Origin of the sequence: Sodalis sp. (in: enterobacteria), from assembly GCF_051710625.1 — a bacterium.
GTDB lineage: Bacteria > Pseudomonadota > Gammaproteobacteria > Enterobacterales > Enterobacteriaceae > JBPESN01.
Genome location: NZ_JBPESN010000087.1, coordinates 1 through 8,100, shown reverse-complemented (window position 1 = coordinate 8,100; position 8,100 = coordinate 1). Strand labels below are relative to the sequence as shown.

Genomic DNA, 8,100 nt, shown 5'->3' with positions numbered 1-8,100 from the left:
GTATCATTATTAGCGTTTTTGCACTGAACAAGGTTGAGGAGTAACCCATGGCATTTACCCACAGCGCTACCTTACCGATAGGCGTGTTTTATAAAAATCAACGGCACCGTGATTTTACCGTGCGGATTAGCACCATCGGCGACGAGATCGCCGTGGTGGAGGAGGGTATCCCGGACTCGGGCACCATAGTGGGTGCCCTGGCACGTTGCATCACCGAGCTAGGCAGTATCCCCGCAGAAGAGATCACCTATAGGCTCCTCTGCGATACGCTGGTTTCTGAGGATTTCAAAGTACTACGGGATGCCCAGCTTGAGGCGAAAAAAAAGCTCAGTGCGCAGAAGCCCGCCTACGCGACTACTGTTTTGCCCTCGTCCAACTCGGATAGTACGGCATCAGCGCCGCCCGCGCCCGCCACCTTGACGCTGTAGCCCTAGGCGGGCTGCTCAACGCTATCGGGCGTTTGGAAAACCCCAGGGGCTGGCGGAAAAACAGGACCATCAAAAGCCTGCGCCGACGTCCTCCCTCAGCCAAACGGACGTAACCCATGGCCCGTGAATTTGATACCCAGCTACACTTTGGCGTCAAGGACAGCGCGACGCCGAGCATTCGCCGTCTGTCGGAGGAATTTCGCCGCCTGAGTCAGGCGCGGGAAACCCTGGGGCTGCAGGGCGAGCGTCATCTGCAGCGGGAAATTCAGCGTACCCAGGCGGCCTATCAGCGCCTGGCGCGCAGCGGCACCCTGTCAGCCAGCGAGCAGGTGCGCGCCTATGACAGGATGCAGACCAGCATTGCCCGGCGGCGTCAGGAGATGGCCGGGGCCGAGCGCCAGCAACGCAGCTGGCTCAAGAGGACGCTGTCCCTTGGCCCCGGGCTTGGTCGCGGGGCCATGACCCTGCGCCAGCCCATCACCCGCTAGATGGACTACGATGCGCACCTGCGCAAGCTGGCCAAATTTGCCTACCGCAATGATAACGCGAGTGTGCGCGAGGCGGGCCTGACAATCATTGACCAGCACATTTGCGCCGCCACGCACGCCGGCGGCGGCACCCCGGCCCGGCCATGGAAGCGCTGGAAATCATGCTGCGCTCCCTGCCGAAGGAAAAAGCTTTTTCCTAATCTGCCGAAGGTGATGAAAAACGCCACGGCCACCGGGGCTGAGCTCAAAGAGATGGCGCTGCTGCAAAATGCGGCGGTCAATTTTAACCTCAGTGAGCGCGACAGCCGCATCGCGCTGAAGGGGGCCAACACAGCGGCGCAACACGGTCTGGTAGATGTGCTGCTGCTGGCCTTGGCTGTGCCGCGCGCACTCGAGGCCGCCAAGTCGGGCAGGCTTTCACGGGCGGCGGGCTATGCCCAGACCCTGGCGCTGTTTGAAGCCGCCAGCTCAGTTGCCGGTGAGCCGGATGAGGCTACCACCAACGCCAACGATTTACTGGCAGAGCCGTCCTCTACCAACTTGAAGAACAACGCTAAAAATCTGCTTATCCGGGGCAAAGGTGTCGATATCCAGGCGCTGATGACTCAGGATGCGAAAGCCGGCCTGACGCCGCTCGATACGCTGGACCGGGTGATACAACTGGCAGACAGACACGATGCGCAAACGAAAAAACTGCGCGCTGAGCCGGTTATCCGCGCGATCCGGAAAAGCGCGCTAACCTGGAAGCGGCGATTGAAGGGCGTCACGGTGCCCATGTCTCGACCCTGCTGACCAATCAGCAATCGCGCAATGCGTTTTATGGCTATGAACGCAACAGGACGATGTCCCGACAGCTGACCGATGAGGTGGTCAAGCAGCTTGAGACGCCGGAAGGGGCGCATTCGGCCGATTTAGATTTTAGCCTGGTCAGAAAAGGGCAGCCAGTTTCGCGTTCAGCAGGCAGAGAATGAAAAACTCTTTGCCACCAACGACGCCGTGGCCCCGGTCTCTCAAGTACTGGGCGACGTGGCTGAAAGCGGGGCCAGGCTGGCACAGGAATTCCCGGGTCTCACCACAGCGGTAACCAAGGCGTCGCTGGCCATTACCGCGCTAGGTGCGGCGGCAGCCGTCAAGACCGGCGCGGACCTGCTTGCTGCTGGGCAAAGGCGGTGGCACGCTGACCAGGGCCGCCGACGGCCTGCTGAAAGGCGCGGCTACAAAAGCCGGAGTCTGCCAAAGGGCATTCCCCTGCTGGGAACCGGCCTGATGGCCTGCCAAGGGGCGCAGGACATAGCTGCAGCGCGGCAAGGATAACGCGGCTGAGGCGCAGGCACGCGGGCTACCGCCCAGCCCGGTGCCGATGCCGTCTGTCGGCACGCTGGATGTGCTGGACGAGATACGTCGCTGGCTGGCGGGAAGTCACGCTACGCCGCGTGAGGCGACATCGGCGACGGCGACCCCGGCCACCACTGCAGCCGCCGCCGTGAATGTCAGCGTCACGCTGGACTGGCGCGAGATTGCCACTGCCGTGGAGACGCGTCTGGCGCGTGAGGGGAGACGACACTGATGGTTGACACTATTTATCCACTGTCCGGGCGGCTGGGTGTCGATATGCTGCTGCCGGCGTCGTTCCGGGGTATCGCCTTCGATTGCCTCTACACCTCTACACCCGCGAGGTGCTGGCCCGCGACACGGTGGTGTATGAATACCCCTGGCGCGACGGAGCGGAAATGGAAGACCACGGGCTGAAAGCACTGAACCTGCGCCTGTCAACGCTGTTCTGGGGCAACGGCCAGCAGACACGCCTCAAGGCGTTTCTGGCGGCGATAAAAGCCCCCGGCCCCCGGTGTGAGCTACTTCACCCGGTGTATGGCTCGCTGCCGCGCGTGCAGCTGCTGGAAGCGGGCGTTGAGCACGAGGTAGAGCTGCTTAATGCGATGACCGTGGAGCTGGTGTTTGTCGAGGCCAGCACCGAACAGGCACTGTTTGCGCTGGTCGCTACCACCTCACGCACCGGCGGCCTGCTGGACCATGTCACCGCCGGGTTGTCGGACGCACTGGCGACCATCCGGCGCGGCAATGAAGGTATCGCCCGCATCAGTAATCTGCTGGCCTCGGCGGAGTATGTGGTGCAGACCTCGCTGGGCAGCGTGATGAACTACCTTGATATGCCCACGGCGTTTGTCTCTGACCTGAAAAGGTTGCTGTCCACTTTCAGTGACCGGTTGAATTTTAGCGAGGTGCCGCGGCTGTCAGACTGGCTGACGATGCGCAGTCAGGGCGAACGGCTGGCCGGGTTTGCCGAACGGCGTGTGACTGCCAGCGCTGCCGGCGGTCAGGGTGGCGTTTTTGCCTCCACCCTGAACCCGCGCCAGCATTATGCCGCAGGCCGACTGTGAGCTGATTAACTAGACCGTGCGCCTGGTGACGATAGCGGAGTGGGTTGACGTGGCGGCGGATATCTTTCAGGCGGAAGAGAAGACGCCGACGCTCTCTGGCAGCGATATTAAACGCCTGTGCGAGGAGGGGCGCGCGTTAATCGTGACCGCCATCGTGACACAGCGCACCGTGATGGACACCCGGCAGCGTACAGCGCACCAGGCCCGTGACGTTACACCCGACGCCCGTAACGACAGGCGGCTTATCGCTGCGCTGCAGCAGCTGGCCTACCAGCTACAGAGCCAGGCCCGCACCCTGATAGTACGCCGTCCGCCGCGCGTTTTGGGGCGCGTCACCCGGGCGTGTAATCTGCATCTGCTGGCCTTTGAATGATACGGCGAGGCCGCGCGTGCCAGCGAACTGGCCCGATTAAATCCCACCCTGCGCAACCCCAACGTGCTGCAACCCGATGACCGTTTGTATGCCTTCGCCCGTTAACACTACTGAGCGTATTGCCCTGCAGATTGGCGGGGTAGCCCATGATGACTGGCTGGATATTGAAGTGGACGCCGGCCCTGCTGACCCCGGCGGCGGGCTGGGCGCTCACCGTCGGGCTAAGCCAGGCCCGTCTGCCGCCGGAGGTCAGGGTGGGCGCACGGGCCGAACTGTGTGCCGGTGACGCGCTTATCATGACCGGCCAGGTGGATGAACTGCGCCACGAGGTGGCGCGCGTGCAGCATACACTGAGCGTTTATGGGCGCGATGCGGCCGCCGTGCTGGTTGACTGCTCGGCCCTGATATTCAGCGCCCGGGACATGAGCCTGTAGGAGGTGGTCACCCAGATAGTGCGGCCGCTGGGCGTCACCCGCATTCGTCTGCAGGCCACCTCGCCGCTGACCGCCAAAAAAGTCAGCATTGACCCCGGCGATACCGCCTGGGGCGCGCTGCGCTAGGCGGCGGAAGGCAGCGGGCTGTGGCCCTGAGTGAGCGCCGATAACACCCTAGTGGTGGGCGGACCGGATCACAGCACCCCGCCGGTGGATACGCTGATATTGCGGCGCGACGGCCAGGGCAATAACCTGCTGCGCCTGGCGGTGAGCGAAAATATCAGCAGCCGCTACTCCGAGGTGACGGTACTGGCCCAGGGGCACGGCAGCGCACAGGCTGACGGCCGCCATGACCGCCGCAGCCAGGTGAAAGATAAGACCGTTCCGCTCTACCGACCCCTGGTGGCGGTGGTGGGTGATACCGACAGCGATGAGGAGGTGCATTTTCGCGCCCGGAAGCAAACGGGTGAGCAAGGTCAAGGGCCAAAAAGGTGCAAAAATGTTATGGCAAAGCTGGGAGCAGGATAGATGGCTGACCTGATAGCACACACATCGATTAGCGTATTCGCCGTGCCCTGGGCGGCCGTACCGCCATAGTATCGTGATTGCCACCGAACACAGCATCTACCGGCTGCAAGGGCTGGCAAACGGCGAGGTGGCGCTCTACAGTGATGAAGGCGCCAAAATCGTTATCCGGCGCGAAAGAATTATCGAGGTGGAATGCGACGAGTATCGGGTTAAATGCAAACGCTATCATGTTCAGGCCGAAGAGCGCGCCGGCTTCGAGACGCCGATGCTGTCAACCTCACAGGCGCTGACCGCCAAGGGGCCTATCAGCGGCCACGGCGGTGTGACGATTAACGGCGGCGATGGCGCGGTGGCGCGCTTTGCGGGGGATATTAAGCACCAGGGCGCCACCCCTGCGCAGCGGCGAGGTGGAAATCAACGGCATCCGGCAAAGTGGACACAGGAACCCGACACCTTCCGGGCTGTCCGACGGACCGGTTAACAGGTAAGATAGCGTCGCAGCTCGCGACGCACACCACCGTACCAGTTACCCTCTACGCCCGCGTCACTCCTTCTGCCCCGTCGCCTACCTTACCCTGACACCATGGACGCACTGATTGACAGCCAGACCAGTGATTACACCGGTACTCGCACCACTGACCTGCATAACGCGGTCTACCTACGCCTGATGACGCCGCGCGGGCAATATTGAGCTGACCCGCAGCTGGGGTCACGTTTGCACGAACTGGCGCAGGCCAAAGACTCGGCCACCACCCGGCGACTGGCCCAGCAATATGCCGAACAGGCATTGCAACCACTGCTGACCGATAACCGCGCCTGCCACATTGACGTCCGAGTCAGCCGTCCGGCACAAGGTGACCTGCGGCTGCATATCGACGTCGTGGCCACCAACGGCAATTTGCAAACCTTTACTCATCCGCTAAAGGTCATTTAAACGGAATATCACCATGTCGCACAGCACCCCCATCCATACCGAGATTGCCGACACGCTCTTGCGCGATATCCGCAACCAGTTGCCGGACGCCGATACCGGTCCCGACAGTGACTACGCGGTGCGCGCGAACGCCATTGCCAGCGCGCTGCAATGGCTATACCAGCACCAGCTGTGGATAGTGCGGCAAATGTTCCCGGACATCGCCGACCATGACTATCTGGTAATGCACGCCCGCGTGCGCAACCTGACGCCGAAAGCAGCTACCCCGGCCGGCGGCGAAGTACGCCTGATTGGCAACCCCGGCGCAAACATTACCGGCCTACTGCAATTGCGTCCCACCGGCAGCCGTCAGCGCTACCAGACCACCGCGCCGGGCACGACAGACGCAACGGACAGCCTGACCTTGCCCGCCCGCGCGCTGCAAAGCGGGTACCCAGGGCAATCTGGCGGACAATACGCCAGTGCCGCTGCTGATGGCCCCAGCCGGTGTTGACAGCAACGTCACTATCACCCGCATGGGCGGCGGCAGCGAGGCCGGATCCGACGTCGCCCTGCTGGTGCGTCTGCTGGAGGTGATACCTCGTCCGCCGGCGGGCGGCAATCAATACGATTACCATCGCTGGGCGGTGTCCCTGCCCGGCATCACCGAAGCCCACGTCTACTCGCTGCGCCGGGGCTACGGTACGGTGGATGTAATGATAGTCACCCATAACGACCTGCCGTCGCCGGAGACGCTTAAGGCGGTGCAGCGCTACCTTGACGAGATGCGCCCGGTCACCACGAAAGACTGTCTGGTACTGGCCCCCGAAGTGGTGAAAACCAATATCACGGCCCAGGTCAGCCTGAGCAATCTAACGCTGGAGGCAGCGCGCAAACAGATTACGACCGCGCTCAGTGACTATTTTAACCGCCTGGCCCCCGGTGAAGTGGCGGTCAGAACCCAGCTGGGGGCGCTGATATCCGATGTGGTCGGCGTGGTGGACTACCAGTTGCTTGCCTCCAGCGCCAATGTGGTGCCGGTGGTGAACAAGCAGACCGTGCAGTGGATACGCGCAGGCACCATCACAGTGGAGAAAATGCCATGAACAGCCGCGATTACGCGCAGCTGCTCAGTGCCCTGCTGCCACCGAAAAGCTATACGCTGACCGGTAAGCGACTCGGTGTCGAACTGCAGGCCGAGGGGAAGAGCCTGGCACAGCTAGCTGGAAGAAATCCGTGCCGGCGATGTGGCTGACGGTATCACGCCCTTTCTGGCAGTCGGGCTGCTGGTCGACTGGGAGTGGACGTTGGAAATTTCCCCCGACAGCAGCATGACGCTACAGCAGCGTCGCCAGCAGGTACTGGCCAGGATTAACGCCACTGGTGGCCTGAGCCGGCAATACTTTATCAATTGGCCAAATCGCTAGGTTACCGCCTCACCATCGACGAGTTGGAGCCGTTCCGCGCCGGTATTGTCCGGGCCGGCGAGCGTATTTGGGTGCCGGAGATCATCTGGCTGTGGATAGTCAATATCGATGACGCACAGGTGCCGGTCTACCGCTTCCGCGCCGGTAGCTCGGTGGCCGGGGAAAAGCTGCTGACCTTTGGGCAGAACCTGATTGAAGGGCTGTTTAAGGACCTGAAACCCGCGCACACCCAGGTGGTGTTTAACTACAGGGAGAAAACGCGCCCATGAAGGATATTATCGCGCCGATTGACAGCGAGGACGGGCTGTTTCATGACGGCGACCCGGCCGACGACGTCAGGGGGACCGTGGTCTACGCCCAGTGACTGAACGCCATGCAGGGGGCGGTCATCGATACCCAGACCGAGCAGAAAAATATTCTGGCGGCCGCCGGAATGCAGCCCAACCCGGCGCAACATAACCAGCTGGCCGAGGCCATCAAGGGGCTGATTGCGCAAGCCCGGCAGGAGAATGAAAAACGCAGCCTGCTCAAGAAAAACAACGGCGCGGATATTCCGGATAAGGCGGCGTTCGTGGCCAATCTGGGGTTAAAAAATACCGTTGAACAGGCACAAAACGCACTGGACAAACGTACCGGCGGCACGGTTGACGGCAGTCTGCAGATCACCCATTTGGTCAATGTCGACGACAGCGATTCAGGGCTGATTGCCAATGACAAAGGCAGCGTGGCGCTGTACGCCAACAACGTCAAAACCTGCGAATGTGTAGTGGCACACTGAATTTGGCCACCTGAACTGAGGTGATATGCTCACCTCAGAACAACACGGGTGCACCAATGAAAAGAAGAAATTTTAGTCCTGAATTCAAATGCGAATCCGCTCAACTGGTTGTCGACCAAAATTACACCGCCGCGCAAGCAGCAAAAGCCATGGACGTCGGTTTTTCTACGATGACGAAATGGGTAAAACAACTGCGTGATGAGCCACAGGGGAAAACGCCAAAAGCCTCTCCCATAACCCCGGAACAAATCGAAATACGTGAGCTCAAGAAGAAGGTACAACGCATTGAAATGGAAAACGAAATATTAAAAAAGGCTACAGCGCTCTTGATG

Annotated in this window: 18 protein-coding genes; all 18 read left to right on the top strand. The window is 61.2% G+C overall.

All coding sequences use genetic code 11. The annotated features are described in order from the left end of the window. Positions 1-47: 47 nt before the first annotated feature. Entirely contained in the window at positions 48-428 is a 381-nt protein-coding gene (locus tag ACTBDU_RS15005; protein WP_438807031.1) for a hypothetical protein, read from the top strand. Between the two features lie 116 nt (positions 429-544). Next, the gene (locus tag ACTBDU_RS15000) at positions 545-916 is read left to right on the top strand and encodes a hypothetical protein (protein ID WP_438807030.1); all 372 of its coding nucleotides are present in this window, start codon (positions 545-547) and stop codon (positions 914-916) included. Next, a complete protein-coding gene (locus ACTBDU_RS14995) occupies positions 917-1,708 on the top strand; it encodes a hypothetical protein (protein ID WP_438807029.1) in 792 nt (263 codons plus the stop codon). A gap of 562 nt (positions 1,709-2,270) precedes the next feature. Further along, a complete protein-coding gene (locus tag ACTBDU_RS14990; RefSeq protein ID WP_438807028.1) occupies positions 2,271-2,483 on the top strand; it encodes a hypothetical protein in 213 nt (70 codons plus the stop codon). Positions 2,484-2,565: 82 nt separating this feature from the next. Then, positions 2,566-3,315 carry a DNA circularization N-terminal domain-containing protein gene (locus ACTBDU_RS14985; RefSeq protein WP_438807027.1) on the top strand — a complete coding sequence of 250 codons (750 nt, stop codon included), beginning with the start codon at positions 2,566-2,568 and terminating at the stop codon, positions 3,313-3,315. A gap of 16 nt (positions 3,316-3,331) precedes the next feature. Then, positions 3,332-3,688: a hypothetical protein gene (locus tag ACTBDU_RS14980; RefSeq protein ID WP_438807026.1), complete on the top strand. Its 357-nt coding sequence runs from the start codon at positions 3,332-3,334 to the stop codon at positions 3,686-3,688. A 146-nt stretch (positions 3,689-3,834) separates the two neighbouring features. Then, positions 3,835-4,122, top strand: a complete 288-nt coding sequence (locus ACTBDU_RS14975; protein WP_438807025.1) for a phage baseplate assembly protein — start codon at positions 3,835-3,837, stop codon at positions 4,120-4,122. Between the two features lie 3 nt (positions 4,123-4,125). Next, entirely contained in the window at positions 4,126-4,248 is a 123-nt protein-coding gene (locus tag ACTBDU_RS14970) for a hypothetical protein (RefSeq protein ID WP_438807024.1), read from the top strand. A 30-nt stretch (positions 4,249-4,278) separates the two neighbouring features. Beyond that, positions 4,279-4,650, top strand: coding sequence for a hypothetical protein (locus ACTBDU_RS14965; RefSeq protein ID WP_438807023.1), 372 nt, complete (start codon positions 4,279-4,281; stop codon positions 4,648-4,650). Positions 4,651-4,723: 73 nt separating this feature from the next. Beyond that, on the top strand, positions 4,724-5,131 hold the full coding sequence (locus tag ACTBDU_RS14960; RefSeq protein WP_438807022.1) for a hypothetical protein: 408 nt from the start codon (positions 4,724-4,726) through the stop codon (positions 5,129-5,131). A gap of 222 nt (positions 5,132-5,353) precedes the next feature. Beyond that, a complete protein-coding gene (locus ACTBDU_RS14955; RefSeq protein ID WP_438807032.1) occupies positions 5,354-5,584 on the top strand; it encodes a phage GP46 family protein in 231 nt (76 codons plus the stop codon). Positions 5,585-5,597: 13 nt separating this feature from the next. After that, the gene (locus ACTBDU_RS14950; RefSeq protein ID WP_438807021.1) at positions 5,598-6,077 is read left to right on the top strand and encodes a baseplate J/gp47 family protein; all 480 of its coding nucleotides are present in this window, start codon (positions 5,598-5,600) and stop codon (positions 6,075-6,077) included. Beyond that, entirely contained in the window at positions 6,046-6,669 is a 624-nt protein-coding gene (locus ACTBDU_RS14945; RefSeq protein WP_438807020.1) for a baseplate J/gp47 family protein, read from the top strand. The genes ACTBDU_RS14950 and ACTBDU_RS14945 overlap by 32 nt, the downstream gene beginning before the upstream one ends. Then, the gene (locus tag ACTBDU_RS14940) at positions 6,666-6,818 is read left to right on the top strand and encodes a hypothetical protein (protein WP_438807019.1); all 153 of its coding nucleotides are present in this window, start codon (positions 6,666-6,668) and stop codon (positions 6,816-6,818) included. Before ACTBDU_RS14945 ends, ACTBDU_RS14940 begins: the two co-directional genes overlap by 4 nt. Next, positions 6,811-6,990 (top strand): putative phage tail protein, encoded by a 180-nt coding sequence (locus tag ACTBDU_RS14935; protein ID WP_438807018.1) that lies wholly within the window; start codon positions 6,811-6,813, stop codon positions 6,988-6,990. Before ACTBDU_RS14940 ends, ACTBDU_RS14935 begins: the two co-directional genes overlap by 8 nt. Beyond that, the gene (locus ACTBDU_RS14930; RefSeq protein ID WP_438807017.1) at positions 6,975-7,259 is read left to right on the top strand and encodes a hypothetical protein; all 285 of its coding nucleotides are present in this window, start codon (positions 6,975-6,977) and stop codon (positions 7,257-7,259) included. The genes ACTBDU_RS14935 and ACTBDU_RS14930 overlap by 16 nt, the downstream gene beginning before the upstream one ends. 104 nt (positions 7,260-7,363) lie before the next feature. Then, positions 7,364-7,768: a hypothetical protein gene (locus tag ACTBDU_RS14925; RefSeq protein ID WP_438807016.1), complete on the top strand. Its 405-nt coding sequence runs from the start codon at positions 7,364-7,366 to the stop codon at positions 7,766-7,768. Positions 7,769-7,824: 56 nt separating this feature from the next. Further along, on the top strand, positions 7,825-8,100 hold a 276-nt coding region (locus ACTBDU_RS14920), incomplete at its 3' end, for a transposase (RefSeq protein WP_438807015.1).

Bases quoted from the DNA above. Each gene is read 5' to 3' on its own strand.
- ACTBDU_RS15005 (WP_438807031.1), top strand. From the start codon at position 48: ATGGCATTTACCCACAGCGCTACCTTACCGATAGGCGTGTTTTATAAA.
- ACTBDU_RS15000 (WP_438807030.1), top strand. From the start codon at position 545: ATGGCCCGTGAATTTGATACCCAGCTACACTTTGGCGTCAAGGACAGC.
- ACTBDU_RS14995 (WP_438807029.1), top strand. From the start codon at position 917: ATGGACTACGATGCGCACCTGCGCAAGCTGGCCAAATTTGCCTACCGC.
- ACTBDU_RS14975 (WP_438807025.1), top strand. From the start codon at position 3,835: ATGATGACTGGCTGGATATTGAAGTGGACGCCGGCCCTGCTGACCCCG.
- ACTBDU_RS14950 (WP_438807021.1), top strand. From the start codon at position 5,598: ATGTCGCACAGCACCCCCATCCATACCGAGATTGCCGACACGCTCTTG.
- ACTBDU_RS14940 (WP_438807019.1), top strand. From the start codon at position 6,666: ATGAACAGCCGCGATTACGCGCAGCTGCTCAGTGCCCTGCTGCCACCG.
- ACTBDU_RS14925 (WP_438807016.1), top strand. From the start codon at position 7,364: ATGCAGGGGGCGGTCATCGATACCCAGACCGAGCAGAAAAATATTCTG.